Annotated in this window: 21 protein-coding genes; 5 read left to right on the forward strand and 16 right to left on the reverse strand. The window is 48.1% G+C overall.

The features are described from left to right. Positions 1 to 9: 9 nt before the first annotated feature. The 6 genes from N7E60_RS07075 to ccoN all read right to left on the reverse strand — a co-directional run bounded on the left by N7E60_RS07075 (position 10) and on the right by ccoN (position 6,162). Positions 10 to 2,382, reverse strand: coding sequence for a heavy metal translocating P-type ATPase (locus N7E60_RS07075; protein WP_269598508.1), 2,373 nt, complete (start codon positions 2,380 to 2,382; stop codon positions 10 to 12). Positions 2,383 to 2,384: 2 nt separating this feature from the next. Then, a complete protein-coding gene (locus tag N7E60_RS07080) occupies positions 2,385 to 2,870 on the reverse strand; it encodes a FixH family protein (RefSeq protein WP_077456154.1) in 486 nt (161 codons plus the stop codon). A gap of 69 nt (positions 2,871 to 2,939) precedes the next feature. Next, positions 2,940 to 3,920, reverse strand: a complete 981-nt coding sequence (gene ccoP / locus N7E60_RS07085; RefSeq protein WP_269598509.1) for a cytochrome-c oxidase, cbb3-type subunit III — start codon at positions 3,918 to 3,920, stop codon at positions 2,940 to 2,942. Further along, positions 3,917 to 4,096, reverse strand: a complete 180-nt coding sequence (locus tag N7E60_RS07090) for a cbb3-type cytochrome oxidase subunit 3 (protein ID WP_077456156.1) — start codon at positions 4,094 to 4,096, stop codon at positions 3,917 to 3,919. Before N7E60_RS07090 ends, ccoP begins: the two co-directional genes overlap by 4 nt. Positions 4,097 to 4,109: 13 nt before the next feature. Then, on the reverse strand, positions 4,110 to 4,721 hold the full coding sequence (gene ccoO, locus N7E60_RS07095) for a cytochrome-c oxidase, cbb3-type subunit II (RefSeq protein WP_069587701.1): 612 nt from the start codon (positions 4,719 to 4,721) through the stop codon (positions 4,110 to 4,112). A gap of 13 nt (positions 4,722 to 4,734) precedes the next feature. After that, positions 4,735 to 6,162 (reverse strand): cytochrome-c oxidase, cbb3-type subunit I, encoded by a 1,428-nt coding sequence (ccoN, locus tag N7E60_RS07100; protein WP_077456158.1) that lies wholly within the window; start codon positions 6,160 to 6,162, stop codon positions 4,735 to 4,737. Positions 6,163 to 6,440: 278 nt separating this feature from the next. Between ccoN and N7E60_RS07105 the strand changes: the two genes are divergently transcribed. After that, on the forward strand, positions 6,441 to 6,863 hold the full coding sequence (locus N7E60_RS07105; protein WP_269598510.1) for a hypothetical protein: 423 nt from the start codon (positions 6,441 to 6,443) through the stop codon (positions 6,861 to 6,863). 84 nt (positions 6,864 to 6,947) lie between these two features. Here N7E60_RS07105 and N7E60_RS07110 read toward each other — a convergent pair whose 3' ends face one another. After that, positions 6,948 to 7,496, reverse strand: coding sequence for a hypothetical protein (locus N7E60_RS07110; protein WP_269598511.1), 549 nt, complete (start codon positions 7,494 to 7,496; stop codon positions 6,948 to 6,950). A gap of 147 nt (positions 7,497 to 7,643) precedes the next feature. Between N7E60_RS07110 and N7E60_RS07115 the strand changes: the two genes are divergently transcribed. After that, a complete protein-coding gene (locus N7E60_RS07115) occupies positions 7,644 to 8,834 on the forward strand; it encodes an FIST signal transduction protein (RefSeq protein WP_269598512.1) in 1,191 nt (396 codons plus the stop codon). A 2-nt stretch (positions 8,835 to 8,836) separates the two neighbouring features. Beyond that, entirely contained in the window at positions 8,837 to 10,960 is a 2,124-nt protein-coding gene (locus N7E60_RS07120) for an ATP-binding protein (protein WP_269598513.1), read from the forward strand. 291 nt (positions 10,961 to 11,251) lie between these two features. On the opposite strand, the gene N7E60_RS07125 is transcribed toward N7E60_RS07120, so the two are convergent. Beyond that, on the reverse strand, positions 11,252 to 11,542 hold the full coding sequence (locus tag N7E60_RS07125; RefSeq protein WP_269598514.1) for a DUF3634 family protein: 291 nt from the start codon (positions 11,540 to 11,542) through the stop codon (positions 11,252 to 11,254). 59 nt (positions 11,543 to 11,601) lie between these two features. Then, the gene (gene matP / locus N7E60_RS07130; protein ID WP_269598515.1) at positions 11,602 to 12,051 is read right to left on the reverse strand and encodes a macrodomain Ter protein MatP; all 450 of its coding nucleotides are present in this window, start codon (positions 12,049 to 12,051) and stop codon (positions 11,602 to 11,604) included. A gap of 197 nt (positions 12,052 to 12,248) precedes the next feature. On the opposite strand from matP, the gene N7E60_RS07135 reads away from it, so the two are divergent. After that, positions 12,249 to 13,904, forward strand: a complete 1,656-nt coding sequence (locus N7E60_RS07135; protein ID WP_269598516.1) for a Lon protease family protein — start codon at positions 12,249 to 12,251, stop codon at positions 13,902 to 13,904. 68 nt (positions 13,905 to 13,972) lie between these two features. Beyond that, on the forward strand, positions 13,973 to 14,488 hold the full coding sequence (gene fabA, locus N7E60_RS07140) for a bifunctional 3-hydroxydecanoyl-ACP dehydratase/trans-2-decenoyl-ACP isomerase (protein WP_069587720.1): 516 nt from the start codon (positions 13,973 to 13,975) through the stop codon (positions 14,486 to 14,488). Positions 14,489 to 14,710: 222 nt separating this feature from the next. On the opposite strand, the gene rmf is transcribed toward fabA, so the two are convergent. The 7 genes from rmf to N7E60_RS07175 form a co-directional block, all read right to left on the reverse strand. Beyond that, positions 14,711 to 14,881, reverse strand: a complete 171-nt coding sequence (gene rmf, locus N7E60_RS07145; RefSeq protein ID WP_269598517.1) for a ribosome modulation factor — start codon at positions 14,879 to 14,881, stop codon at positions 14,711 to 14,713. A 182-nt stretch (positions 14,882 to 15,063) separates the two neighbouring features. Next, a complete protein-coding gene (gene uup, locus N7E60_RS07150; RefSeq protein WP_269598518.1) occupies positions 15,064 to 16,986 on the reverse strand; it encodes an ATP-binding cassette ATPase Uup in 1,923 nt (640 codons plus the stop codon). Next, positions 16,973 to 17,227 carry a glutaredoxin family protein gene (locus N7E60_RS07155; RefSeq protein WP_269598519.1) on the reverse strand — a complete coding sequence of 85 codons (255 nt, stop codon included), beginning with the start codon at positions 17,225 to 17,227 and terminating at the stop codon, positions 16,973 to 16,975. The genes uup and N7E60_RS07155 overlap by 14 nt, the downstream gene beginning before the upstream one ends. A gap of 2 nt (positions 17,228 to 17,229) precedes the next feature. Continuing rightward, on the reverse strand, positions 17,230 to 19,368 hold the full coding sequence (gene rlmKL, locus N7E60_RS07160; RefSeq protein WP_269598520.1) for a bifunctional 23S rRNA (guanine(2069)-N(7))-methyltransferase RlmK/23S rRNA (guanine(2445)-N(2))-methyltransferase RlmL: 2,139 nt from the start codon (positions 19,366 to 19,368) through the stop codon (positions 17,230 to 17,232). Between the two features lie 658 nt (positions 19,369 to 20,026). Continuing rightward, positions 20,027 to 20,581: a cell division protein ZapC gene (locus tag N7E60_RS07165; RefSeq protein ID WP_077456720.1), complete on the reverse strand. Its 555-nt coding sequence runs from the start codon at positions 20,579 to 20,581 to the stop codon at positions 20,027 to 20,029. Between the two features lie 156 nt (positions 20,582 to 20,737). After that, positions 20,738 to 21,751: a quinone-dependent dihydroorotate dehydrogenase gene (pyrD, locus tag N7E60_RS07170; protein WP_096628402.1), complete on the reverse strand. Its 1,014-nt coding sequence runs from the start codon at positions 21,749 to 21,751 to the stop codon at positions 20,738 to 20,740. A 61-nt stretch (positions 21,752 to 21,812) separates the two neighbouring features. Further along, positions 21,813 to 26,633, reverse strand: a complete 4,821-nt coding sequence (locus N7E60_RS07175; RefSeq protein ID WP_269598521.1) for an NAD-glutamate dehydrogenase — start codon at positions 26,631 to 26,633, stop codon at positions 21,813 to 21,815. Positions 26,634 to 26,657 lie beyond the last annotated feature (24 nt).

The raw sequence follows: 26,657 nt of genomic DNA on the forward strand, positions 1-26,657 counted from the left end.
AAGATTTCCTTATTTTCGGTTGAGCAGACGGAGTGAATTCGATACCACAATAATGGAACTTGCTGACATGCCTACCACGGCAACATAAGGCGCGACAAACCCCATTACCGCAAGGGGAAGAATGGTGACATTGTACCCTAAAGCCCATGCGAGGTTTTCGGCAATGATACGGCGTGTGCGGCGCGCGAGTTGTCTCGCCGTAAGCAGTTTTTCTAGATCATCGCTCAGTAACACCATATCGGCGGAGGCTTTAGCGATGTCGGTACCGCCACCCATCGCCACCGAGAGGTGTGCGCCTGCAAGTACAGGGGCATCATTAACACCATCACCGACCATTAATGTAATCGTATCGCTTGAAAGCTCTTGAAGATACGCCAGTTTTCCTTGTGGCGATACGCCTGATATCACAGTTTCAATGCCAAGCTGGTTTGCGACCATGTCGGCATTGGCAGATTGATCGCCGGTGAGCATGGTGGTTTGAATGCCTGCGTGTTTGAACGCAGCAATTAAGGATGCACTGCTATCACGAATTGGGTCATTGAGCGAGAAGGCGGCAATGGGCATACCATCACACGAGAGCACGACTGGGTAATGGCTAAATGCTGTCTCTGTGGTGGTCAGCGCAAAATCCGGCTTGCCGATCCGCCAATGTTGTCCGTTAATTGTGCCACTGATACCTAGCCCAATGTGGTTATCTGCGTCAACGACGTCATAATACGTTAAGGCTCTCAACTGAAAAGCGTGGGCAATCGGGTGGTTGGCAAACGCTTCTAAGCTGGCGGCAATGTCCAGTACGTTTTGTTCATCATATTCAGGATTGACGATCGCGACATCACTGATCTCAATCTTACCTTCTGTCAGGGTACCCGTCTTGTCGACAACCAACCGATTGACTTTCGTTAACGTCTCCAGCACATGACTGCGGCGTAACATAATACCGAGCTGACCAAAGGTTGAGGTTGAGCAGGTTAATGCGGTCGGTGTTGCTAAAGACAGCGCACAAGGGCAGGTCGCCACCAACACTGACAGCATGATCCAAAATGCATCGTCAGGTCGCTCAAAATGCCAATATAACCACGTTGAGGCGGAGATAAGTAAAATAGCGGCGACAAAATAGCGGGCAATTTTGTCTGCGAGGACAGCGACTTTTGGCTTCGCCATTTGTGCTTCATCTTGTAGGCGAACAATGTTAGCAACTAATGACTCTTTATGATTGGCTGTCACTTCAAGGTCGACGTTACCTTCAACATTCATGGTCCCCGCGTAAACAACGTCTCCCTGTTGTTTCATTTGCGGCAGTGACTCGCCGGTGAGCATTGCTTCATCAACTGAGGTTGTGCCGGTTAGTACCACACCATCGGCAGGGAAAGGCTCACCTGGCAACACGCGTATTTTTTCTCCGACCGAGAGGCTATTAGCAGGCACTGCTTCACCATCAAGATAACGTGCCATTTTCGGTACCAGCTTGAGCAAATTTGCACTCGCGGCCGCCGCTGTGCGTCTTGCCCGCATTTCCAGAAAACGCCCCAACAGTAAGAAGAAGGTAAACATCGCGACCGATTCGAAGAAGACTTCGCCTTTGCCGGTAACGGTCGCGTACAAACTTGAAAAATAGGCAAAGAGCAGGGCGATAGAAACGGGCACATCCATACCCAGTGTACGTGCTTTTAAGTTTCGCCACGCATTGGTGTAAAACGGAAGCGCGGAGTAAAGCAGCACGGGAGTCGCAAAGATAAGGCTTATCCAACGGAAATAGTTTCGGAAGGTTTCATCCATATCGCCAAAGACTTCAAAGTACATTGCCACGGCAAGCATCATCACTTGCATGGTAGCGAGGCCTGCAATCCCTAGACGATAGAGATATTGCTTCATATTGCGGTGGTATTGCTGCTCTTGCTTATCCGCTTCAAACGGCGCAGCTTTGTAACCGAGTTGGTGAATGTGTGTAAGAATAGTGCTGAGTGATGTTTGGGTTTGATCCCAACGCACAGTCGCACGGTTCGTGGTTGTATTGACTTGGATATGCGTCACGCCTTGGGCGCGCTGCAATTGCTTTTCAATCAGCCATGCACAAGCCGCACATGACACACCGTCTAGTGACAGCGTCACTTCTTTTTGTTCGGCAAGGTCGCGAACAAATTCACGTTGAACATCTTCATTGTCATATAGCGACAGTGATTTGAGCTCTTCCGGCACGAGGTCGGCTTTGTCTGCTTGGGTGGTTCGATATTGATAATAAGAACTCAAACCACTGTCTACAATAGTGGTTGCCACTGCTTGGCAACCGGGACAGCACATTAGACGAGGTTGATCAAAGATCACAACTTGATAGGTGTCGCCAGTCAAAACTGGCTCACCACAGTGATAACAGGAGTGGGTCATGATTACTGCTTACCGCTTAGTGTCCAATCACTTGAGAGAGGGAAATTTACACGTCCGTTTACCTTCCAACTATCGTCAAACGACGAGATCTCAACAAACCACGGCCCCTCAATTGGCTCGGCAAGATCAATATGATAAATGCCCGCTTGGTTCGGATTCACCATCGCATTGATGTCTTTCCGCTCTAGCGTGCGGTGTTGGACATGTACCCGAAGGGTTGGGAAACGTTCAAGTTCGCCTTTATTGAGCGCAATGCGTAATGCGTCCGGCGTCGTCGATAGACTCGCGGAAACCCCTTTTTGAGCCGCCACACGAAGTTTAGAAAGGTCGACGTTAATCGCTTTTCCTTTTTTATAATAATCTTCAGCCACAAGCGACACTGAGTTCAATGAGAACACTGTCACTGTGAGCAAACTGGCGACAACAACAGAAGCGGGAAGCGCGATAAGGAACCAAGGCCAGAACTGCTTGTACCAGGGCTTTATCATGGGGAACACCTTTGCTTGAGCGTTAAAAAAAGCCCCTGCGGAACAGGGGCCATGTTCACACGTAAGTGCTTATTTTACTTCAGGGTTACTCAAACGCCATACATAAGCAGAGAGCAACTGAATTTTTTCTTCACCGAGGATATCTTTCCACGCAGGCATCACACCTTGGCGACCGTAGCGGATAGTGTCTTCAACTGCACGGCGAGAGCCACCGTATAGCCAGACGTTATCGGTGAGGTCTGGTGCGCCGAAGGCAGGGTTACCTTTACCATCTGTACCATGACATGCAGCACAGACAACAAAGCGCGTCTTACCTTTTGCGGCCATTTGCGCGTCAACCTTACGACCAGAAAGACTCAAGGTATAGGCAGCGACTTCTTTTACGCCGTCTTCACCCATGGTGTCTAACCACGCTGGCATATTACCTTGGCGGCCGTGCATCAAGGTTGCCTTGATGGTTTGAGGCTCACCGCCGTATAACCAAGCGTCGTCGGTCAGGTTAGGGAAGCCCGCTTGGCCACGCGCATCAGAACCGTGGCATTGTGCACAGTTTTGAATAAACAAACGTTGACCAACCTTTAAGGCTTCTTCGTTATCCGCAATTTGCGTAATAGGGCGAAGCGTTTTCCCGTCTTCTTGGTAAGCAAGCTTACGGAAGGCTTCACCGAACACTTTGTCTGCGGCTTCTAGTTCCATCGCGTACTGGTTGATGTGCTGCGCTTCTTGCGCTTTCGCCATCAATTCACGCGACTCCTCGACACTTCTTATATCCTGATAAGAACTTTTCCAACCTAGAACGCCGGCAAAGTTACCTAAACCTGGATACAAGATTAGATACCCAATCCCAAACACTAACGTGGCCCAAAACATGTAAGACCACCACTTGGGAAGTGGGTTATTCAGCTCACGAATACCGTCGTAGTCGTGACCCATATCATCCCCTTCGGCAACACCCATCTTATCTTTGGTCGTCCAAATGATAAGGGCTGCACACCCTGCAATGGTGCCGAGTACGATGATTGTTACAAAGAGACTCCAAAACGTACTCATTCGCGATTATCTCCTGTCTTGTCTTTGGACTTATCCTGGTCCTCATCGGCGAACACCAGATTGGCCGCATCATCAAAGTGCTTTTTGCGACCTTTGCTGTAAGCCCAAATAACGATCCCAATGAAGCTAACAAATAGGACTACTGTCCAAATACTATGAAAGGTGCCGATATCCATAGGCCCTCCTTTTTTACTTCATTGCATGACCGAGTGACTGAAGATATGCAATCAGTGCTTCGATCTCTGTTTTACCTTCAACTGATGCCTTCGCATTCGCGATGTCCTCATCGGTATACGGCACACCGAATTGGTCACGGAACAGCTTCAACTTAGCAGCAGTGGTTTTCCCATCTAGCTTATTTTCAGCAAGCCAAGGGAAACCTGGCATGTTTGATTCAGGCACCACGTCACGCGGGTTAATCAGGTGAACACGATGCCATTCATCAGAATAGCGGCCACCCACACGTGCAAGGTCAGGACCTGTACGCTTCGAACCCCATAAGAACGGGTGTTCCCAAACACTTTCACCAGCCACTGCATAATGGCCGTAACGCTCTGTTTCTGCGCGGAAAGGGCGCACCATTTGGCTATGACAAACAGTACAGCCTTCGCGCACATAAATGTCGCGTCCTTCCATCTCTAATGCTGTGTACGGACGAAGGTTATCTACCGGTTCAGTGGTTTGCTTTTGATAGATCAGCGGAGTGATCTCGACCAGCGCACCAAAACTGATTGCAACGATAATTAAAATCGCAAGCAGACCGGTATTTTTTTCAACGATTTCGTGGCGATTGGCACTCATTTATTCGTTCTCCTTATACCGCAGGCTCAAGCGACTTCAAGCTAGCTTCTGGCGCACGAATCGTTTTGTACGCGTTATAAGCCATCAGGAACATCCCTGAGAGGAAGATTGCACCGCCGATAAAGCGGACGAAATAGAACGGATATGAGGCCTCTAGTGATTCCACAAAACTGTAGGTGAGGGTGCCGTCAGTGTTCACTGCACGCCACATCAGACCTTGCATCACACCAGAAATCCACATTGCCACGATATACAGCACAGTACCAATGGTAGCGAGCCAGAAATGGACGTTAACCAGTGATACGGAGTACATACGTTCTTGGCCAAACAGTTTTGGAATAAGGTGGTAAATGGAACCGATCGATACCATCGCAACCCAACCCAAAGCACCAGAATGCACGTGTCCAATGGTCCAATCGGTGTAGTGCGACAATGCGTTGACCGTTTTAATTGACATCATTGGGCCTTCGAACGTGGACATGCCGTAGAACGACAAAGAAACGATCAAGAAGCGCAAGATTGGGTCATAACGCAGTTTATGCCATGCACCAGACAGAGTCATAATACCGTTGATCATACCCCCCCAAGATGGAGCAAACAGGATCAGCGACATCACCATACCCAACGACTGGGTCCAGTCAGGCAGTGCTGTATAGTGGAGGTGGTGAGGCCCCGCCCAGATATACAGTGAGATAAGTGCCCAGAAGTGAACAATAGACAGGCGATATGAGTACACTGGACGACCTGCTTGCTTAGGCACAAAGTAGTACATCATACCTAGGAAGCCAGCCGTCAGTAGGAAACCTACCGCGTTGTGTCCATACCACCACTGCACCATGGCGTCGACGGCGCCGGCGTAGATAGAGTAGGACTTCATCGGTGAAACGGGGATCGCCATGCTGTTAACAATATGCAGTACAGCAATGGTCAGGATAAAGGCACCGAAGAACCAGTTCGCAACATAGATATGAGAGGTCTTACGCTTAATCAGTGTTCCAAAGAACACAATCGCGTATGCCACCCATACAACAGCAATAGCGAGGTCAATTGGCCACTCTAGCTCTGCGTACTCTTTCGAGGTGGTATATCCCATAGGCAGCGAGATTGCTGCGGCGATAATAATGGCTTGCCAGCCCCAGAAGGTAAACTCTGCTAACTTCCCTCCGAATAACCGTGTTTGACACGTACGTTGCGCAACGTAGTAAGACGTTGCAAACAGCGCACTGGTACCGAATGCGAAGATCACTGCGTTAGTATGCAGTGGGCGCAAACGGCTGTAGGTCAAATACGGAATATCAAAGTTCAGCGCAGGCCACACCAACTGAGCGGCAATAAGTACACCTACTGCCATGCCCACAATACCCCACAAAATAGTTGTTAGGGTAAATAAGCGGACAACGCGGTAGTTGTAGTCTTGTTCAAGCTGCTTAACTTGGCTCATATTGCATGCTTCCACTTTTTGGTTAACTACACTCACGTTTGATACGGACGAAGCCTCCGCTTCGTCTTGTTACATACCATCCCAAAGCACATCATCCGTCGCGTACGGTTTTTAACCGCTTTGCTCGCTCCGTTGCTATTTCTTTGTAAAAATGGCATTTTCGGCCAGAATCATACTGTAGATAATGGGTGAAAAACAGGGGCTAACCCACACACTCAGTACGGCTTACCCCTCTTTCTTATAAAACTTTGACCTCTGTAACACGGAAAAACCTAACTATGGCAGCAGAAAAACTTACCAAAGGCCGACTCACGCAAATATTGGTGATGCTTACACTTTTAATCTCCGCGTTCATTTGGCGCACCCTTATCTATACGCCGGGACTTTCGAGTATAGACTGCGATGGTCGCCAAGGAGTTTGTGGCACATCACATTCCCCGAAATTGCTTAATTATCAATGGCGAGAAGAAGGGGGTAATTTAAAATTCTCTTTAATATCAAAGACAAAGCCACATGCTGCCTACTGGTTGGAAGATGGCGCACAGGCGCCGAAAGTCGCAGCATCGTCAGAAGAAACCCCAGAAGGCGTGCAACGAGTTTGGCAGTGGACATCAGAGACTCGGCCCGAGGGTCAAGACACGTTTGTGGTTGTCATTGATCAGTATCAATTCAACTTTAATTACCTAAAAAAGCCCAATTGATATGCGTGTAAATTCACTTTTTAAGGGATAGGTGTCGTATATTTACTAGAGTGGTATTTATCTAAAGACTTCTCTAATCCTTTTTTACAGTGATATTTCAAATGACTGATTATCAATGAATTTTGAATCTTCGCTTATTAGGAATCCGGTCAGAGATGACAAAACTTCGCACTTTTTACCTTCTAGTAACGACTCGTCATTCGTGTTAATTGTGTGATCCGACTTGAAAATGACTCTGTTAAAGCGTTTCACACATTCTGTATCGGGTTTGTGTGCGGGGCCATTTGGATTAAGTGATTGGAGCATGACAAAGGCGGGCTCGTGAATACAGGCCGCCATCAAATCATGCCAACCCACGGCAGATAAATATGTCTGACCTTGCTCAAGGAGCACGACAGCGCCATGAAGAGGTCCCATTTGCCGACAGCATTCTTCCAATACTCTAAGGGTTTCACTCGCCGAAGGTTGCGCTTCACGAAAGCGAGCACGAGGCTCGTCTGCGACGATGTCCAAGCCGTTGGTTATTCGGTGATCGATCAAGATGGGAATGAAGCCTTTGCCGGCGAGTTGATGAGACAAAACGGCACCGAGTTTGCAGGCTCCACCCAGCAGCGCGATAGGTCGACAGTCCATGTTTTTTTGTCTATCCGTAACAAGGTTGCACTAAGGATACGCGAGATTAGGTGCAATTTCAGCCACCTAAAGCGATGAATTCGACGCCTAATGTGCGTATCATGACTATTCTTACTCATTAATGTGTCATTAAAACATACGGGTTGTATGAAAATAGCGACAGCACATACGCGACTGAGCGATGCGAGCCAAGCGGCACACGCCCTTGCTCGTTCGCTAAAAGCACGATTAACCACACCACAGCTCTTAATGGTGTATTTTACAGAGCAATATGATGCCGATCAGCTTAGAGAGACATTATCTGAACTGTTTCCAGAAGCCCAAATGGTCGGCTGCTCAACCTGTTGTGGTGTGATGACACAAAGTGGCTATATAGAAGGGCCGTCCATTGCTGTCTGGGCGTGCAATGATGAGAAAGGGTGCTATGGTTCCGCTTTGGTGCCGCACGAACCCCATCGTCAAGTCGCTGACTCTGCGCGTATTGCCTTGAACCAAGCGATCGAAAACAGTGGCCGATGTGGTGAGTTACCAAAACTCATTGCACTTCATAGCACCCCTGGTGAAGAAGAACATACATTGGCCGCGATTCGAGAAGAACTGGGGGTTGCAGTGCCGGTGATCGGTGGCTCAGCTGCCGCGGATAGTGTGCAAGGGCAATGGCGTGTCTTCGATAGCCAACGCACCGCAAATACAGGGGTTGCGATTAGTGTGTTTTATCCGTCTGCAAGAGTCAGCTACTCGTTTCATTCCGGCTACGCAGCTACTCAGCGCAGTGCAACAGTGACGGATGTAAGAGGGCGCCAATTGGTTAGTCTTGATCACCAGCCCGCGGCAGAGGTCTACAAAGCATGGTACGAGGCGGAAACCGGTATTGCCTTCGATACACAACAACCAGTGTTTACGCAATCCACATTGTATCCGTTGGGTACCCAAACTGGCACCATTCATGGTCTACCTTATTACACATTGGCCCATCCAATGGCATTTAATGAGCAAGGCCATTTAGAGCTATTCTCTCAGCTCGAGGTCGGTCAATCGGTGTATTTGATGTCTGGGACCAGCGAAGGATTAGTCGCGCGCGCTAGCCGAGTAGTGGAATCAGCCAATGATCATGCGTTGCGACAGCCTGAACCCTTAGGTGGATTAGCGATTTACTGTGCAGGATGCATGCTGCATGTCAAAGACAAGCTAGAGCAAGTCGCTCACAATATCAATATTGCGTTATACGATGCGCCTTTCGTTTGTCCGTTTACCTTTGGCGAGCAGGGTTTGTTCAAAGGTGGCGAGTTGTCTCACGGTAATTTAATGATCTCAGCTGTGCTATTTCACAAGGATTAATCATGGCGTCGCAACGACTCACTGCGTCTGCTCGCTCAGACTCAGAATCGCTCCAAGAAACATTGTTCGAACTCAGTCGCGTCGAGGCGAGAGAAAAGCGTCTGCGTGAAGAAAACGATGCCATCTTATCTGCGATTTCAGCAATGACAGAAGCGACGACTAAAACGGATATCTTTGCCTCGCTATTAGGTGTGATCCGTCGCTATGTCAGCTTTGATAGCGCCTTAGCCTTGAGCCGAAACCGAGAAACTGAAGACGCGTTCCGCTGCCTCGTAGCAACAGACAGTTCTTTGGAAACCGTGACTTGGCAAACGGGGGAGGTGTTTCGTCGTTGTGTCCGCGGTGAGACAGTCGCGATTTATAAGCCAGGATTGGTCAAAGAACTGCACTGTTTGACGCACCAGTATGCTGGATATATCAATGGAACAGCACTGATCAGCGGACTGACTGTTAACGACAGTGAAGTGATGTTGGTGTTGTTGTCGCATCGACGCGATTCATTCAACGACGAAGCCCAGCAAGTGTTAGACAGATTTCGTCCATTAATCCAACGGACGATTATGGATATCGATTATCGTCACCGCCTGCATACGCTGGTTGGGATCCGCACCCAAGAGCTCAATGCAAGTCGTCAACGTTTTCAAGATTTTGCCCAAACAGCCAGTGATTGGTTTTGGGAATTAGACAACAGCTTTCATCTTACTTACCTTTCTTCGCCGTCAACCGATGCGGATATCGATCCGGAAGCGCTACTTAATAAAATTAAATCAGATACGGCGCTGAAAGCACGCTTAGAACGACTCATCCGCCACGAGAAAGCGTTCAGTGATATTGAATGGCATATGCGCGCCGGTACAAATGATTACTGGGTAAGTTTGTCGGGCCGCCCCTTTTATAATAAACGGGGAGAATTAGTGGGGTATCGTGGCACGGCCAAGGATATTACTATCACCAAGCGTCGTGTCGAAGAGCTACAACAAGCACGCAAACAAGCAGAGCTAGCCAATAATGCGAAGTCTCAATTTTTGGCGGTGATGAGTCATGAAATACGAACTCCGTTAAACGCGGTGCTGGGGCTGATTGACGCACTGCAAAATTCTTCGCTTAACGCTGATCAAATGGCATGGGTAGGGCAGATGGATAAATCGGCTCAGTTGCTCTTAACGCTTATTAGTGACGTGCTTGATTTATCAAAAATTGAATCCAATCGCTTTTCTCTGTCTCCCTCCGTCATGCGCCCTAGTGACAGTGTCACAAATGTCTATCAGCAATTGGTCGATCGTGCCGATAAAAAACATATCTACTTATCCATGTCGGTTTCATCTGTGGTTCCAGAGACGATTTTTATGGATGAAAATCGCTTTACGCAGATCTTACTGAACCTTATCGGTAACGCACTCAAATTTACTGATCGTGGTGGTGTCACCGTATCTCTTGATGCCGAGCAGCACACGTTGGTGTTATGGGTGAAAGATACCGGCATCGGTATCGAAGAAAATCAACTCGCGCGGATATTCGATCCCTTTACTCAAGCAGATGGCAGTATCACGCGCCGTTTCGGCGGAACAGGGTTAGGACTGTCTATCTGTAAAAAGCTGGTTGAAATGATGGGTGGGACCATCAGCGTGCAAAGCGAGCCAAACCAAGGAACAGATTTCTGTGTTCGTTTGCCCATCATTGCGCCTCCCGATGGCGCATTACCGCCGGAACGACCAAAAACAGATGAAAATCATGATGATGTAGTGCCTCCGATGACGATTTTAGTGGCCGAAGACAGTCGCGCCAACCAAATGGTGGTGAGACTCATGCTGGAAAAGCAAGGCCATCGAGTCATTTTGGCATCCAACGGTGAAGAAGCCATTCACCATATTCAGCAACACCTCGATGATTTTGATTTAGTGCTCATGGATATGTCGATGCCAGTGATGGACGGCATTGCCGCGACCAAGGCATTACGGATGGCAGGCTTTGACAAACCAATTATCGCGCTAACGGCTAACGCGATGGACGAAGACCGCCGTCGCTGCATTCAAGCGGGCATGAACGACTTCGTCACCAAACCGGTCAGAGCTGAAAGCCTCCATGCGGTGCTCAGTGACTACCAGCCCGGATTACATACCGAGTAACTCGCGCTAGCCATTGCGAGGTCTAATTACAATGAGTTGAATCGGTTTATACCAAGTTGGGATAATCAGATTAAAAGAAGTAGTAATTAGCTATTTTATGGTAAATAGCTAATTACGTTTAATGGCACGGATGAAGTAGAGAAGCGTATGGTTAATCGGCAGACATTACAATCAATTGCACACCTCATTTAACATAATCTATATAATGCGCACTTGGCTTTAATGGTTAACACAGAGGCGACGTGTTGATTATCGCCTCCAACAGTCATGTTATTTGAGCGAAAACTAGCACTATTTGAATGATTGATGTGGAAAAACGTTTTTGATGCGCTGCTGTGTGCGACTATCGATGCTGCGTGACATGACCAATTTCGCCGGCTTAAAACGGTTGCTATACACTTTAACGGTTCCGGTAAACGGATTTCGTTTGGCAATTTCTTGGCAATCATGCAAGAAACCTTTTGGCACTTTGCCTTTGTGACGAACAAGCTGTCCATCTTTAAATGCGATGACAATCAAAGGTCTATCAATCAACATAAACGCGAGAAAAATCGCGAACGATATAAGTAAAAAATAACCCATAATACTGCTCTAACTGCTCCAGAGTCAGACTCTTGCTGTGAATGCAATCTGTCCAACGGCTAAATATCGAGTAAGTTGCTCAAATCTTTTTTCAATGCATCAACTTGCTTGCTTGCGCTCTCTGTACGGTTTGCCTCGGACAACAAATACTCGATGGTATCGGATAAGGTCGCGTCTAGCTCATGCGCTTTTTGTGATAGCCGTTCCCAAACCCGATAATCCAAATCAATTGATTTTTTGCGGGTGTGTTCTTGCTCGGCATTGAAGTGACGCTTTCGCTTGGCACGAATTGCTTGTTTGAGCTTGTTATCGAGCGCTGGCGACATGTGCTTTTCAATCCATTGATTGACGCGCGTTGGCTCATGCTCAATCGCCATTAACGCATCGATAGCCGTTTGTATTTCGGAACTATCAATGTATTTTGTGACGGTGTCACCATCTTTCCATTTTTTGACTAGATAGGTCCATTTCCAGCCCGCTTCGAGGTTTTCGAGTTGTTGATATTTCATATGCCCAAGCTTTGATCACGCCGATTGGTGACAGCGTAACACCAACTGTCAATCTGTTCAATTATCACACATAGTAAAAGCGGCGTATTGATCCCCTGCCCGTCGTTTACCGGTGTGCCCATAGCGAGTATGCCTATTCGACCAGTGTGTTATCCTTTATACTCGTTCCATTCTAATCCTAGTCAGTAATCATAGACATGCATGAAGTTGATTGGCGTGATGCCAAACCACATTATTCTCAGTTTACCCCAGCAATTGCTCAATTTGAGACATTGGAAGCGGCTGAGCTATTCTCACTCCAATCTCGACTTGGTCGCGCGTTCCGGTGGCTAATGACACCAGACTGTCCAACACAGTGCTTAGTCGTCATGTCCTCTGATTTGCCGGGCTATCTTAATGCGTACCAAGATGCGTTAACCCAAATTGATGCACGTACCCCTGTGATTGTGGGTGAAAACATCACTGAGACATCACTATTCGGCTTTGCTTATGATGAAAATAAAAACGTTACAGCGTCACAAAAGCAATTTGGCTTAATTCATCAAGCTCATCAAGGCGCCATCATTCTCAAAATCGCAGATGTGCTTCAACAACCGCGTGTTTGGCTTCGTTTGCGTCAACTACTCGCCACGGGTCGCTTACCCTGGCAAACAGCACGTGCCGATCAACTGACCGCATTGCCTGATGAGACGCTCAGCGTCCGAGTGATACTGGTGGGCGATCGACAATGGTTAGCAGATTTTGAGACTCATGAACCTGACTTGTACGATGGTATCGCCGCATTCGCGGAGTACGAGCAAGACATTGAAGTCAATGAGAACAATATTGAAGCCTATCTTGCTTGGCTAAAAGGCATTGCAAATCAGTTGACAGATAAAACCATCACTGACACTGCCATTGTCCAACTGATGCAAGCAGGGGCGCGAGAGAGCGAAGCCCAGCACCGTATGCCTTTGTGCCCAGTGTGGTATCAGCAGCTGCTTGGCGAAGCACTTATGCATGCTGAAAACCAATTGGACGGGGACGCGATTGCTAAGGCATTAGCAGAGCGCTATCAACGTGCCGCCTACTTACCTGAACGAGCCATTGAAGATATCCATAAAGGCCAAGTATTTATTGATACTCGCGGTGAACATATTGGCCAAATCAACGGTCTCACTGTCATTGAAGTCCCAGGCCATCCCATGAGCTATGGTGAACCGGCACGTATTTCATGTGTCGTACACTCTGGCGACGGCGACATTGCTGATGTGGAACGCAAAGCGGAACTCGCGGGTAATATTCATGCCAAAGGCATGATGATTATGCAGGCCTTTGTTAGTGCTGCGCTTAATCTTGATGAACCATTGCCCTACTCAGCGTCCATTGTGTTTGAGCAATCTTATTGTGAGGTCGATGGTGACAGCGCTTCCTTGGCAGAGCTGTGTGCTTTTGTTAGCGCGCTTTCCTTGCAACCTATCAATCAAGCGATTGCGATTACGGGCGCTGTCGACCAGTTTGGACGAGTGCAAGCCGTAGGAGGGATCAATGAAAAAATTGAAGGTTACTATCAAGTTTGCGCGCATCGTGGCTTAACTGGTCAGCAAGGCATTGTATTACCGAAAACAAATCTGTCATCGCTCTGCCTACGCCAAGATGTCGTGGATGCGATAAAAGCCGGTCAATTTCATATTTGGGCGGTTGATGATGTCGAACAAGCGCTTCCTATCGTGACTGGGCTCCCATTCTCAGGAGACGAAGGAGAAACATTACTTGGCAAAATTTCTGACAGGATCGATCACTTTCATAATGGTGAAAAACAAACCTGCAACACTTTGTTTAGCCGATTAAAAAACTGGTTGGGCCAGTACTGATCCGAGTTGTTTGGCGTACACGTGTACGCTAATCTGCTCGCAATTGAATAAGGAGCAGTTTAGATATAATGAAACGCCAAAATTCCTATAATCGTGAAGACCTTCTCGCCTCTAGCCAGGGTGAACTATTTGGCCCTGGCAGACCGCAACTCCCCGCGCCTAACATGCTCATGATGGATCGCATCGCTGAAATCACCGAACAAGGTGGGGATTTCGACAAAGGGGTCATCATCGCCGAGCTCGATATTAATCCTGACCTTTGGTTCTTCGACTGCCACTTCCCGGGGGATCCTGTGATGCCGGGTTGTTTAGGTCTTGATGCAATGTGGCAGCTTGTGGGATTCTTCCTTGGCTGGGTTGGTGGCGAAGGTAAAGGACGTGCGCTTGGTGTGGGTGAAGTCAAATTTACCGGCCAAGTACTTCCTACTGCCAAGCAAGTACGCTACGAAATTCACATGAAGCGAGTGATTAACCGCAAGTTGGTGATGGGTGTTGCTGACGGGCGCGTGCTTGTCGATGGCAAAGAAATCTATGTCGCCAAAGACCTGAAAGTAGGTTTGTTCCAAGATACATCAGCATTCTAGCTAATACTGTATCTCTACACTTCTCCAAGCCGGCATCTACGCCGGCTTTTTATTATCCCCGACTCGCTTAAATAGACTTGTGAATTGAACTTAGTGATTTAGCTTATTGGGAACTCGTTAGGTATGTTCTAATCTTGCATTACACTGAAAGTTATAGTGCATTAAATGACCAAGAAAAAGGCCTTACCCGAACGATAAGGCCAAAAACACGGCAATAAATGATCACTTCATCATTTCAGATTTACTACTTCTGCCTTCACGCCAGCCACCAAGCCAGTGGCTCCTTGCATCCGTTTGTTGGTAAGGACATATATCAGACGATCGACCGTTGATACCTGCTTGGAAGCCTTTTGACTGTGCACGTTCCAAACGATCTCGCTTCTGTCTTTTCATAGAGTCGCCCTCTTTATTCCATCTTATTCAGTGCTACTTGCTGTCGCAAGGATGCTTCTGTCCGTGACGTTTTTATGAAGCATCCTCTACAGCTTCGATCATGATTATTTTTTAATCAAGACATATCGTACCAATGACAATGAAATTGTGAGTCGTGCCCAAGCCTATTAGTGACAACGTCACTATGTATCTTGCTGCATGGCCTCTAATTCTTCCCACCGTTCAAAGGCTTGCTCCAATTCTTGCTCGGCTTCCGAGAGTCTTGTGAGCTTTGGCTGAGTAACCTCCTGACTTTTAGAGAAAAATTCAGGATCATTCATTTCTGTTTGTAGGCTGTCGATTTCGGCTTCTAGCGCTTCAAGCAGTGCTGGCAAGGCCTCAAGCTCTCGTTGCAATTTATAAGATAACTTACGAGGCTTACCTTTAGGTTTTGCCGTCTTTTGTTCCGTATCTTGGGTGTCTTTTACACGCTTGGGATCGGACTTTGACGGTGTGACCGCTTGCAAAAATTGCTCACGCTGCTGTTGTGCATCATGGTAGCCGCCTACAAACTTATTGATGGTTCCATCGCCTTCGAAAATCCAGCTATGCGTCACGGTATTATCAACAAAGTGACGGTCATGGCTAACGAGCAACAGCGTTCCTTGGAATTGCGACAGTAAGTCTTCGAGTAGCTCCAAGGTTTCAATATCAAGGTCATTGGTTGGCTCATCGAGAACCAATAAGTTAGCTGGCTTTAAAAAGAGTTTCGCCAGCAATAGCCGGTTCTTTTCACCGCCCGATAGCGCTTTGACCGGTGTTTGAGCACGTCGAGGGTGGAATAAGAAGTCTTGTAAATAGCCCATCACATGGCGTTTACGTCCGCCAACGTCGACTTCGGTTTTCCCACCCGCCAGATTGTCGATAACGGTTTTTTCCGGGTCGAGCTTTTCTCGGTATTGGTCAAAATAGGCGACATCTAACTTGGTGCCGACGTGCAAATGGCCAGTGTCAGGCTCGAGTTGCTGAAGCATGAGCTTTAATAGCGTACTTTTTCCGCACCCATTGGGACCAATCAACGCAATGCGATCGCCACGCATCACTGTAAAGCTAAACGGTTTAATTAAGGGTTGTTCTTGATAGGTGAAACTGATGTTTTCAGCCTCAAAAACAATCTTACCGGAGCGAGAAGCATCATCGAGCTGGAGATTTGCGTTACCCTGTAACTCAATCCGGTTAGCTCGCTCTTGTCGTAGTGCTTTCAGCGCACGCACTCGCCCTTCGTTACGCGTTCTTCGCGCTTTGATGCCTTGTCGAATCCACGCTTCTTCTTGCGCCAGTTTTTTATCAAACTCGGCATTTTGCTCCGCTTCAACGCGCAGGGCTTCCTCTTTGCCTTCAAGATACTTGTCGTAGTCACCGGGCCAAGAGGACAGCTTGCCGCGATCGAGATCTAAGATACGCGTTGCCATGGCTCGAATGAAAGAACGGTCGTGAGATATAAAGACAATGGCGCCTTTAAAGTCTTTTAAGAACTGTTCAAGCCACAGGATGGTTGATACATCAAGGTGGTTTGTTGGCTCATCAAGCAGCAGTACATCGGGCTCGCAGACTAATGCTCTCGCTAGTGCGGCTTTACGTTGCCAACCTCCCGAGAGCGCATTCAACGCGGTATTGCCGTCTAAACCTAATGCGCCTAGCACTACCATAATCTGATTGTCGAAGCGCCACGCGTCTGCATGGTCAAGAGCCTCTTGCACACGTGCAAGCGCGGCAATGTTGCGATCGCTAGGATCGGTTTCGATCGTCGCGATCAGCTGGTGGTATTCCTTGAGCTTCGCGCCCGCCTCGGCCAACCCTTCGGCGACATAATCGAAGACAGTACCATCACTGTCGCGAGGCGGATCTTGCTCAAGACGCGAGACTTTTAATTCAGATTGGCGTTGAATCGAGCCATCATCCAGTTGAACTTGACCGTCAAGCACCTTCATCAACGTCGATTTTCCCGCACCGTTGCGTCCCACCAAACATACGCGTTCGCCCGGTTGTAAAATAAAATCCGTGTGGTCGAGTAAAGGATTATCGCCGTACGCTAACTGTGCGCCGGTAATTTTAATCAATGCCATGTTCTATTAACCAAGCCTGTAATTGTGTTGAATCAAATGGCCAGCCAAGCTCTGACCTCACCTGTCCTTCTGACGTCAGCACAGCAATCACAGGAATAGTGACACCGTAACGCTCAAATAAATTGTCATCGAAGGCGATATCTTGGGTGTCGAGGGGTGTCTGGCACCCCAACGACTGATAGAGTTCGTAGGCTTGCTCACAGAGGTGACAGCCTTCCGTGCTGTAGAGCATTAATGCCATACTTAGACCTCTTGGTGACGAATGATCCAGCAGTTATGAATGTGAGGATTGCGCGCGAAATCTTCTGGTATCGAGCGCTTAGTTATATTTTCAACGCGTAACCCAGCTTCAGCCAGCGCGTCGGTATCCATTTTGAAATGGCGTTTGTTGTTAGAGAAAATGATCTCACCGTCTGGACGAAGCCGCTCTTTCAGTGCTAACAACACATCAACGTGATCGCGCTGAACATCAAACGTCGTGTTCATGCGTTTGGAGTTAGAAAACGTCGGTGGATCAATAAAAATCAAGTCAAACTGGCGGTCTGATTGACGGATCCACTGCAAGCAATCGGCATTTTCAAATTGATGTTGACGACCCACAATGCCGTTGAGCTTCATATTACGTTCGGCCCACGCCAAATAGGTTTTGGACATATCGACCGTGGTTGTTGAGCGAGCGCCCCCAACCGCCGCGTGGACGGATGCACTGCCGGTATAGGCAAAAAGGTTTAACACATCTTTCCCCGCGGCCTTCTGGCCAATGAGTTTGCGCGTGGGGCGATGATCGAGGAATAAGCCGGTATCGAGATAGTCGTAAAGGTTAACTTCCAAGGCAACCCCATATTCATTGACCGTCATGGTACGTTCGCCTGCCGCCAGCTTCTGATACTGGTTATTCCCTTTTTGTTTTTCTCGGGTTTTGAGGACAACTTTGTTGACGTCGATCCCGGTCACCGCGATCGATGCTCGAACCATATCCAGCAAACGACGACGCGCTTTCTCTGGTTCAATCGTCTTAGGCGCGGCATACTCTTGAATGACTAAATAGTCACGATAGCGATCAATGGCCGCTTTATAGTCCGGCAAATCCGCATCGTATAGGCGATAGCATTCTAACCCTTCTTTTTTCGCCCATTTATCTAACTTGGCCATGTTTTTACGCAAGCGATTGGCAAAGTCGGGCGCGACATCCGTGCTCCCGTGCGCCTCTTTATCCTGGTCGGATCGGGGCTTCTCGCCACGCGCGGTAATACCATATGTTTTCATTACGCAATCAATCGCGCCATTGCGTAGCTTGAACTTGTCATCCGCGCGCATACGTAAACAGCTCAGCAACTCCTCAGAGCCTGAATACAGTGATACCTGATTACCGGCAAAACTCTGCTTGAGGTGATCACCGAGTTGGGTATATAGCGCAATCAAACCTGGGGTTGTGCCAAGGCGTTCACCATAAGGTGGGTTAGAGAGAATATGACCGCCGGTAAAGTCTTCAGGTGGCGTAACCTGAGTGGCATCGGCAACGTCAAACGTAATCAGTTCGCCAACCCCAGCGCGTTTTGCATTCGCCCTCGCCGTTTCGACCACCCGCGGGTCATTGTCAAAGCCAAAAAAGCGAGTTTGGCACTGACTCACGCCACGTTTTGCTTTAACGCTCGCTTCAGCTTTAATGCTCTTCCAAGCGTCACTGTCAAACCCAAGTAATGATTCAAACCCCCAACGTTTCCGTTTCAAGCCCGGAGCCACGTTCGCCGCGATCATCGCCGCTTCAATCACCAAAGTGCCTGAACCGCACATCACATCCATAAACGGTTGCTCAGGCTGCCAACCACAACGTTTTACCAGTGCAGCAGCATGGGTTTCACGCAATGGCGCCGCACCAGCTTGTGTACGATATCCGCGTTGGTGCAAACCACTGCCAACCATATCGATACCGAGCACGCCCTGCTCTTTAGATAAGCGCATGTGAATGCGTAAATCGGGCTGCTCGCGATCGATACTCGGTCGAGGGAAGTTCATTTTTTCAAACTTATCGACGATAGCGTCTTTTACTTTCAGTGCACCGTATTGGCTGTTGCGGATTTCACGGTTAGTCCCGTTAAAGTCGACGGCGATACGCTGACTGGAATGAAAGTAATCCGGCCAATTGATGGCAGTGGCGCCGAGATAGAGATCCATATCATCGCGCACCGTAAACTCACTCAGTACCAACACAAAGCGAGAAGCAATACGGCTCCATAAACAACACTGATACAGGGTTGCGTCGTCGGCTTTAAACTTCACGCCTGCGTGAACTTGTTTGAGGTTGGTGGCACCGAGTTGTTCTAGCTCTTGTGCAAGCAAGTGCTCGAGGCCTCGAGCGGTTATCGCGAGATAGTGTTTCATTGGTTCTCTACACCCTTGGGGCGTCATTTATCAAATTGGCGCCGATTATACATCAAACTGAACATACTCGTGGGATTAAGCCACATCATCCACATTGATTGTTGAAATAATCACCACCAATTTGTTTCTGATAAGAATCAATCTACCCATGCCAACTGTTTCCATTAAGAAACAAATATATCTACCCGCGATCGCACCCTGTTTCTCAACAGAAACACTAGGATAAATCCCTTTCGTGGCGAGGGTTGGCGGCGACTCAACATAGCAATTGGTAAGCATTCACTATGAACAAAACTCACGCAAACAAGGCGGTCGTGCTTTTAACTAGACAGATTAAATCCCATCAGGCAACAATAAACCCACCTCTAATTGGTATATACCAGATGGTATTTTTAAAAGCGTTCAACATGAAAAAATAGGAAGAAAGCGGTAATAGATTGCCGCAAAAGCGGTGTCTTTTACGTCAGATTGGCCTCATGGCCGTGCGATTTTCCGAATAAATTTTGTTCAACCAGTAGATACAGATCACATTTTAATCGACAGGCTGTTCGTCATTAGAAACGAGTTTGGCCAAGGAAGCGGAGAAAATTCGTGAATGATGAACGGAGATTTTAAGGGGGGAAGCAAATAAAGCGTGGGCTGGTACCAAAAATGATACTCAGCCCACTAACGCAAATCGACCTTTTCGGTTATTTGTTTGAGGTATGAATTGAGATAACCGGTCGTTCATTACTTTAATCGCACCACAAAACGCCAAGGTTTTATTGTCGCTAAGCTGAAAATCGGCCTCACGAGCGAGCATGCACAATGAAGCCGAGCCTGCGTTTTCTATGATTAGAAATGGCGCCCTATCTCCCGCTTGGCTTTGAAGCTCTACAACCTGACCACACTCAGGCGCTGAGAGCGGTTCAAGCTGAGGGTCAAAAAACCAACTTTTCGGCAAGATAGGTTTGTGGAAGCGATAGGCTGCCACTGCGTTCAAAGCGAGTTCGGCTCGTCGAGGAGCCGACAAATCGAGGCATGACAAGGTATCTGTCATGCTCTGAAAAAGGGATGCGTCCTCTACAGAGAATGGGGACTCAGAGAACGCATCGGGGATGAGGTGTTTGGCACTGATGGCGACGCGAAATAGCATGTCATCGCCCAAATCAAGCATTAGCGATTCCGACTCGGTGTCGAAATACCATGTCCATGCATTGTTAGGTTTTAACATACTCAGCTCCCGCGACGATACATCTAATGGGGTATCTGGCTTTGCCAAACGTGCCACATTCCCGAAGTGTAATGGCTTAAGGGCAAAAAAAAAGGGGAAGAAACCTTCCCCTTTTCACGTTAAAACCTTTATTTTTTATACAAATTTTAGTGATGGTTAGATATTACGAACTAATTGCTTCACTAATCCCGGTCCCTGATAAATCAGCCCGGTGTAAACTTGTACCAGCGCAGCACCGGCAGCCATTTTTTCGCGAGCCGCCATCACCGAATCAACCCCACCGACTCCAATAATGGGTAAGGCACCCTCTAAGGCTTGGTGAAGACGGCGAATAACTTCGGTGCTCTTCAGTTGTACAGGTCGACCACTGAGACCGCCCGCTTCTTGGTAATGTGGCATACCATCAACCAGTGCGCGATCTAAGGTGGTGTTCGTGGCGATCACCCCATCAATCTGATTCCGCACTAATGTTTGCGCAACTTGCTCAATTTCCTCTTCAGTCAGATCAGGTGCTATCTTGACCGCAAGCGGCACATACTTACCCTGCTCTTCACTCAAGCGCGCTTGTTCCGCTTTCAAGGTACTCAGCAATTCATCTAGCGCTTCACCGTATTGCAAGCTTCGCAGCCCAGGCGTGTTGGGAGACGAGATATTCACCGCAATGTAATCGGCGTATGCATATACCTTTTGCATACAAATGACATAGTCATCCGTGCCTTTCTCAATCGGCGTATCTTTGTTTTTGCCGATATTGATGCCTAGGATCCCATCAAACCCTTTGGCTTTTTTAACGTTTTCAATCAGCGCATCCACACCCAGGTTATTAAAGCCCATGCGATTAATAATCCCTTCTGCATCTTTGATGCGGAACAATCGCGGCTTATCATTTCCTGGTTGTGGTCGTGGTGTCACCGTTCCGACTTCGACAAAGCCAAATCCCATCGCTCCAAACGCTTCTATGCACTCACCATTTTTATCAAGCCCTGCGGCAAGACCAACGGGGTTTTTGAAGTTGAGTCCCATAACGGTAACAGGACGAGGAGGAAGATGCTGAGAGTAGATAAAACGAAGGGGGGTCGAATGAAAACGGGAAAGCGAGCTGATCGTGACGTCGTGTGCTTTTTCTGGATCCAATTGAAAGATTGCCGGTCTGGCGAGGCGGTATAGCATTATCCCTCCTAATAAAAAAGCCCCGTTATAAACGGGGCTAGATTATTGCCTTATTACTGCTTTAATTCAAATTTAAAAGCGATAATTCGCGCAGCGCAACCGAGAATTTCGCAAATTCATGGACCGAGCCGACTTTGAACTCATCCACAATGCTGCGCCAGCGGCCCAGAATCATGTCATGCTCCTCCATCCAAGCGTCGAGTCCTGCTTCTGCATCTTGTTTCGGATCCATTTCTGAAACAATGCGCGCAGTCAGCAAACGTTGCTGCCAATCCAAATCTTCTCGGAATGAAGCACGTGCAAGCGCCTGCCAGTGGTTGTCGACCGGTTGGTTGTTGATTTGTTTCAAGAACCAATGCAGCGATAAGGTATCACCCAGCACATAGTACAAGCGTGCCACCAGCTCGAACGGTTTATCTAGCTGCTCGGATACTTGCGCCAAGTCGAGGCCCGAGAAGATGCTGGTCAAGCGGCACACTTTGCTTGCCAACTCGTCGGGTACAACCGCTTTGCGCAGTTTCTCCGCCTGATCGTCGTGCTCTTTAATCTCACTGTCGACCAAGTAGCTATCCAGGTTCGCTGCCAAGTTTTGTAACGCAGGACGATAAAACGCTACTTGCGCTTCAATGCTCTCGCCTTTGCGTTTGTTGCGAAGCATCCAGCGAGTCGCACGACGCAACATGCGACGACAACGGAACAAAATGTCGTATTGAACGGACGCGCTCACTTGGTTATCTAATGCGCGAACATCATCAAATATCTTTTCGAAACCAAAGACTTCACGAGCAATCGCGTAAGATTTAGCAATGTCACTAACACTGGCACCGGTTTCGTCTTGCATACGAGTGATAAAGTTAAAGCCCATATCATTCGACATTTGGTTTGCCAGCACAGTCGCAATGATCTCACCACGCAGTGGGTGCGACTCCATCTCTTGACGATAGTGACGTTGTAACTCCTTCGGGAAATAACCGGGGAGCAGTTGACCAAAGTGACTATCTTGTGTCACCTCATCGACCACCAGCTGCTCTTTTAACACCATTTTGCCGTACGCGACCAGCACCGCAATTTCTGGACGTGTTAAACCATTTCCACGCAAGTTACGTTCCGCGAGCGTTTCATCATCAGGCAGATACTCAAGCGCACGGTCTAACTTGCCCTCTTTCTCGAGATAATGAATAAAGCGGATCTGCTCTTTGAGCAACGACGCTTGCTGGTTGTGCGTGACAGAGATAGATTCACTTTGACTGTAGGCATCTTCCAGCACAATCTCAGAAACATCATTCTCCATTTTCTCCAGCAGTTGATTACGCTTTTTCAAGGTAAGATCACCGGATGCCACCAAGCCATTCAATAGGATCTTGATGTTTACTTCGTTATCCGAGCAATCAACGCCACCCACATTATCAATAAAGTCAGTATTAACGCGACCACCTTTTAGTGCGTATTCAATACGCCCTAATTGCGTCATACCGAGGTTACCGCCTTCACCGATAATGCGCGCACCCACTTCCTTACCGTTAACACGTAATCCGTCATTCGCACGATCACCCACTTCGGTATGGGTCTCGTTTGCGGCTTTCACGTACGTCCCAATCCCGCCATTCCAAAGAAGATCCACTTTGGTTTGTAGGATCTGCTTGATCAAGTCGTTCGGTGCCATAGATTGCTTGCGCGTACCCAATAGCTTTTGGATCTCTGGCGTCAAGGTGATGGATTTCGCACGACGAGAGAAAACGCCCCCGCCTTTTGAGATCAGCTTACTGTCATAATCTTCCCAACTAGAACGAGGCAAGTTGAATAAACGCTCACGCTCTTTCCAACTTTTTGCGGCGTCCGGATCTGGGTCAATAAAGATATGCATATGGTTAAAGGCCGCAACTAAGCGAATATGCTTAGAAAGCAACATGCCATTACCGAATACATCGCCGCCCATGTCACCAATACCGACACAGGTAAAATCTGTCGTCTGGCAATCGATGTCTATTTCGCGGAAATGGCGTTTTACCGACTCCCAGGCCCCTTTCGCAGTAATACCCATTTTCTTATGGTCGTAACCATTGGAGCCACCAGAGGCAAAGGCATCCCCTAACCAGAAGTTGTATTGTGCTGAGACACTGTTCGCCAAATCAGAGAAGGTTGCCGTGCCTTTATCCGCCGCAACCACCAGATAAGCGTCATCATCATCATGGCGCACCACCTCATTTGGCGGGGTTAGTTCGCCCTCGATGATGTTATCCGTAATATCCAACAGGCCTTGAATGAAAATACGGTAACAGCGTTGACCTTCAGCAAAGATCTCATCGCGACCGGTAAACTGGTGTTGGCGTTTACAGACGAATCCGCCTTTCGCGCCTACCGGCACAATCACGGTATTTTTAACCTGTTGCGCTTTAACGAGGCCAAGCACCTCGGTACGGAAGTCTTCTTGACGATCTGACCAACGCAAACCACCCCGAGCGACTTTCCCCCCGCGCAGATGCACACCTTCCACATCGGGTGAGTATACGAAGATCTCGTAGGCTGGCACCGGTTGAGGGATCTCGGGAATGTCTGCAGGTTGCAATTTTAATGATAGATACGGCTTATCCAGGCCATTCTCTGGGTCTTTTTGGAAGAAGTTGGTGCGCAATGTCGCCAACATCATTTCCATATAACGACGGATAATCCGATCGTCATCCAGACTTTCCACTTGCTCAAGCGCGTCTTCGATCTGGGCGATCAATTTGTCTTGCGCGCGCTGGGTATTCTTCGCTGCCGGATCAAACCGTTTGTTGAACAGTTGAACCAGCAAACTCGCTAGATCAGGATGGGATGCCAGCGTCTCTTCAATGTATGCCTGACTAAACGGAAAACCGACTTGTCGCATATAACGCGCATAGGCACGAAGGATAGTCACTTCACGGCCCGATAGCCCTGCATTCAAGACTAAACGGTTAAACCCATCGTTATCCAACCGTCCGTGCCAAATATCAGCAAAGGCCTGCTGGAAACGATCCCGCGCTTTCGACAAGTTGAAGGCTGAACCGGCACTGTGCAACATCGAGAAGTCGAGAATCCAATAGATGTCACCATGACTGGTTTCGACTTCATACGGCGACTCACCAATGACACGCAGACCGAGGTTTTCCAACATTGGCATTACATCGGATAAGTGGATCGGCTCGCCTTTTTGGAACAGTTTCAAGCTCACCGCATTCGAGTGATGACTCACCTCTTGTGGACGATAGAACAACATGTCCAACTTATGGTCGTCACTTAAGCCTTCCAAACGTTCAATATCAGCCACCGCAGAACCAGGCAACATCGCTTCTTTATAGGAACGAGGGAACGCACGTAGGTAACGCTTCGCGATCGGCGTACCTCGGTTTTCGCCAAAGTTGGCAATCACCGCTTCTTGTAAACGGTCATCCCATGATGAAGCCGCTTCGGTAAGGTTTTGCTCAATCTTTTTCACATCAATATCGAAGTTGTTATTATCGACCCGCACAATGTAGTGCGTGCGTGCCAATGGGCTTTCAGAGAAGAAGGTGTTGAACTCAACATCCTGATCAGAACCAAAGTACTGCTGGAAAATACGTTGCGTCTGACGACGAAATTCTGTGTTGTACCGCTCACGCGTGATATACACCATACATGAGAAGAAACGGCCAAACGGATCGCGACGGACAAACACACGCAGCATGTCACGGTCTTGCATTTGCACGACGCCCATACCGACATTACGCATCTCATCTTCGGTCGCTTGGAACAGCTCATCACGTGGATAGTTTTCGAGGATGTTCGCCAGTGCTTTCCACGAATGTGACTCTTGATAGAAGCCGCTGTTATCCAAAATGCGGCGTACTTTATTGCGTAATACCGGAATACTGGAGGTCGATTGGTTATACGCCGATGACGCATACAACCCCGTAAAGCGATGCTCACCAATCACATTTCCCTGCGCATCAAATTTTTTGATGCCGATATAGTCAACATAGGCAGGTCGGTGCACACGGGATTTCGCATTGCTTTTGGTCAGTACCAACAGCTCTTTCTTTAATGCCGTTGCACGCGCAGACTCGGGCATTTCCGACAAGCGCACCACATTCGGTGATTTGTGCTTTTTGGCCAGACCGAGTGCATCACATTCACTGGAGGCGCGAAGCTCATAGTCCCCTTCAACGGCCACAAGGTCAAAACACTTGTAACCCATGAAGGTAAAGTTGTTTTCGGTAATCCAAGTCAGAAATTCAATCGCTTCTTGACGGCGCTCATCATCAAACGGCAGCGTGTCCTCTTTCAGTGATTTCACCAAAGACAGCATTTGCTTGCGCATTGGCTGCCAATCATTCACGACCATCACCACATCGGTTAGCGTTTCATGGAGCTCTTTTTCCAACGCTGCCATTTCAGCATCTTCTGACATCTTATCGATTTCGATGTGGAAAGTGCTTTGGAATTGGCCATTTTCACCGCTGATCTCAACCACATCACCTTGTTGGTTTTTCAACGCTTTCACGGGCGTGTTTAGCATCAGGTGTGTCGTGATCCCCAATCGATTGAGGGCCATACGGACGGAATCTACCAAAAACGGCGCATCCGGGGCGAGGATTTCGACAATGGTATGGGTTGATTGCCAACCGTTACCACTGAGGCTGGGGTTAAAGACCTTAACGAATATTTTATCTTGTTCGAATGTGTTGAGGTGATGCCACATGCTCATCACGGCACCATAGAGATCTGATTCATTGCGCTCCTGCAAATCATTATCAGAAATTTGACCCAATATCCTTTTGGCTAATGCATCGACGAGTGGCTGTTGAGTATCATCCAGTTTATCGGCAATCAGTTGATAAACTTTCTCAAGTAACACCGGTACTATAGGGTCACGCGAGGTCATTCTGGAACTCCGTAGTCCTTTTTT

Source organism: Salinivibrio proteolyticus (genome assembly GCF_027286365.1).
In the GTDB taxonomy this organism is placed as follows: Bacteria; Pseudomonadota; Gammaproteobacteria; order Enterobacterales; family Vibrionaceae; genus Salinivibrio; species Salinivibrio proteolyticus.

What these genes read in the sequence shown, in the direction of transcription:
- N7E60_RS07075 (WP_269598508.1), bottom strand. Translation starts at nt 2,382, where the DNA reads ATGACCCACTCCTGTTATCACTGTGGTGAGCCAGTTTTGACTGGCGAC.
- N7E60_RS07080 (WP_077456154.1), bottom strand. Translation starts at nt 2,870, where the DNA reads ATGATAAAGCCCTGGTACAAGCAGTTCTGGCCTTGGTTCCTTATCGCG.
- ccoP (WP_269598509.1), bottom strand. Translation starts at nt 3,920, where the DNA reads ATGAGTACGTTTTGGAGTCTCTTTGTAACAATCATCGTACTCGGCACC.
- N7E60_RS07090 (WP_077456156.1), bottom strand. Translation starts at nt 4,096, where the DNA reads ATGGATATCGGCACCTTTCATAGTATTTGGACAGTAGTCCTATTTGTT.
- ccoO (WP_069587701.1), bottom strand. Translation starts at nt 4,721, where the DNA reads ATGAGTGCCAATCGCCACGAAATCGTTGAAAAAAATACCGGTCTGCTT.
- ccoN (WP_077456158.1), bottom strand. Translation starts at nt 6,162, where the DNA reads ATGAGCCAAGTTAAGCAGCTTGAACAAGACTACAACTACCGCGTTGTC.
- N7E60_RS07105 (WP_269598510.1), top strand. Translation starts at nt 6,441, where the DNA reads ATGGCAGCAGAAAAACTTACCAAAGGCCGACTCACGCAAATATTGGTG.
- N7E60_RS07110 (WP_269598511.1), bottom strand. Translation starts at nt 7,496, where the DNA reads ATGGACTGTCGACCTATCGCGCTGCTGGGTGGAGCCTGCAAACTCGGT.
- N7E60_RS07115 (WP_269598512.1), top strand. Translation starts at nt 7,644, where the DNA reads ATGAAAATAGCGACAGCACATACGCGACTGAGCGATGCGAGCCAAGCG.
- N7E60_RS07120 (WP_269598513.1), top strand. Translation starts at nt 8,837, where the DNA reads ATGGCGTCGCAACGACTCACTGCGTCTGCTCGCTCAGACTCAGAATCG.
- N7E60_RS07125 (WP_269598514.1), bottom strand. Translation starts at nt 11,542, where the DNA reads ATGGGTTATTTTTTACTTATATCGTTCGCGATTTTTCTCGCGTTTATG.
- matP (WP_269598515.1), bottom strand. Translation starts at nt 12,051, where the DNA reads ATGAAATATCAACAACTCGAAAACCTCGAAGCGGGCTGGAAATGGACC.
- N7E60_RS07135 (WP_269598516.1), top strand. Translation starts at nt 12,249, where the DNA reads ATGCATGAAGTTGATTGGCGTGATGCCAAACCACATTATTCTCAGTTT.
- fabA (WP_069587720.1), top strand. Translation starts at nt 13,973, where the DNA reads ATGAAACGCCAAAATTCCTATAATCGTGAAGACCTTCTCGCCTCTAGC.
- rmf (WP_269598517.1), bottom strand. Translation starts at nt 14,881, where the DNA reads ATGAAAAGACAGAAGCGAGATCGTTTGGAACGTGCACAGTCAAAAGGC.
- uup (WP_269598518.1), bottom strand. Translation starts at nt 16,986, where the DNA reads ATGGCATTGATTAAAATTACCGGCGCACAGTTAGCGTACGGCGATAAT.
- N7E60_RS07155 (WP_269598519.1), bottom strand. Translation starts at nt 17,227, where the DNA reads ATGGCATTAATGCTCTACAGCACGGAAGGCTGTCACCTCTGTGAGCAA.
- rlmKL (WP_269598520.1), bottom strand. Translation starts at nt 19,368, where the DNA reads ATGAAACACTATCTCGCGATAACCGCTCGAGGCCTCGAGCACTTGCTT.
- N7E60_RS07165 (WP_077456720.1), bottom strand. Translation starts at nt 20,581, where the DNA reads ATGTTAAAACCTAACAATGCATGGACATGGTATTTCGACACCGAGTCG.
- pyrD (WP_096628402.1), bottom strand. Translation starts at nt 21,751, where the DNA reads ATGCTATACCGCCTCGCCAGACCGGCAATCTTTCAATTGGATCCAGAA.
- N7E60_RS07175 (WP_269598521.1), bottom strand. Translation starts at nt 26,633, where the DNA reads ATGACCTCGCGTGACCCTATAGTACCGGTGTTACTTGAGAAAGTTTAT.